Source organism: Gordonia sp. NPDC062954 (genome assembly GCF_044543825.1).
GTDB classification, from domain to species: Bacteria; Actinomycetota; Actinomycetes; order Mycobacteriales; family Mycobacteriaceae; genus Gordonia; species Gordonia tangerina.
The window spans coordinates 1-1646 of the sequence record NZ_JBITWL010000071.1 but is presented as its reverse complement, the minus strand read 5'-3'; the positions used below and the strand labels follow the sequence as shown (position 1 = coordinate 1646).

1 protein-coding gene is annotated in these 1646 nt (G+C 65.1%); it reads right to left on the bottom strand.

Annotation, left to right across the window (positions count from 1 at the left end; translation table 11 throughout):
• Positions 1-146: 146 nt before the first annotated feature.
• Positions 147-1535, bottom strand: coding sequence for an IS1380 family transposase (locus ACIGKQ_RS25320; protein WP_287015498.1), 1389 nt, complete (start codon positions 1533-1535; stop codon positions 147-149).
• Positions 1536-1646 lie beyond the last annotated feature (111 nt).

Below are 1646 nucleotides of genomic sequence, written 5' to 3'. Positions count from 1 at the left end.
AGCCTGAATCCGTGGATGGGTTGTCGGGCGGGTGGGGTTGTGGTGTATGAATGCCTGGTTGTGTTGTGGGCGTGAGGCATTCACTGACCTGCGTCAGCTTTTTCACTAGGGTTCCTGGTCGTGGGCGGTCGGGTGGGGGTGGAGGGTCAGGTGGTGTTCACTGCGGCCCACAGTACGGTGAAGGCGTGTTGGGTGGGCCAGTGGCGGGGTAGGTGCAAGACTGGTGTTCGTGCTGGTCGCGCTAGTCGGGCGGGTATCGCGATCAGGGTGCGGCGCAGGGTTGCTCCACGCGCGGTGCGGAGCCTGGGAACGTTGGTGAGTGCGGCGAGGGTGCGCATCAGGTTGTGGCTGATCGCGGTCAGCGCGAGCCAGGCGGCGTTAGCGCCGAACACTCCGGAGGGCAGGTGTGCCAGGGGGCCGTCGATGAGGTCGGCGAACACGGTTTCGATGATGGCGTGGCGGCGGTGGGTGATGTCGGCGGTGACGGTGTCGTCGGTGGTGTTGGTGAAAAACGAGTGGTACCGCCAGGCGGGCATCAGGGTGTCGGTGTCGGCGGGGTGGTGGGCTGTGACCCGGCGCACGATGAGTCGGGCAGTGACTGGGTGGGTGGAATTCGGTTGCACGGTGTAGGTGGTTTCGGCGACTTCGGCATCGGAGATCAGTTCGCCGGTGTCGGGGTCGGTGACCGCCCCGGGGTAGTGCACCGGGGTCCAGGCGTCGTCTCCGATCGCGGTGATGGCGCGGGTGATCGCGGTATTGGTGCGCAGGACCAGCGAAAATGTTGCTCCGAGGCGTTGGCAGGTCCGCATCACCGCGGCGGTGCCATACGCGCAGTCGCCGCGCACGGTGATCTCCCCGCTCGCTCCACACCGGCGTGCGGTGGTCAGGGTTTCAGCGATCATTCGTGCTGCCCCGTTACCGGAGGCGGTACGTCCCGCACGCAGCCAGGCGTTGCCGATCACCGGTGGATGCCCGGGTGCGGACAGGGTGCTGATGAGCGGGGACAGTCCTTTGCGTAGGAGTTCACGCCCGGCGATCTTGGCGTGCCCGTACGAGCCGCCTTCTTTCTGGTAGCCGTAGACCGGGCGCAGCAGCGAGTCGATGTCGACAAACACCCGGGACCCGTCGGCGGGTAGTAGACCCGCGGTGGCGCACATCGCCGGCAATGTTTGGGTCATCACCGCGTTGAGCGCTCGGGCATGGCCGGGGGTGAACTCGCGCAGCGTTTGCCCGATGGTGGCTGGGGCGTACACGCGGTCGAACAGGCGGGTGTGCCCACCACTGCGGACCATCCCGAGGTCGTCGATACTGTCAGCGCCGCAACACAATCCGGCGATCACGGTTAACAGTTTCGGCGCGAGGTTGGCCCCGGCTGAGGCGACCTGAGTGGTGCCGAGGTCGACCCGGTCGCCCAGCGATGAGGCCAACCCGGTCGATTCGGCCACCGCCATGACCGGTACCAGTCCGGCATGCGACACCAGGTTGTCGTCGTCGAAGATAGCGGACGTGGCGGAGAACGTATGCGATACTTTCACTGGAAGTGCCTTCTGAGCTGGAATGTTTTGTGTCTCAACACCACCAATCATTCCAGCTCAGAGGGCATTTTCACGTTATCGACACCCCGGATTCATCCACGGATCCAGGCT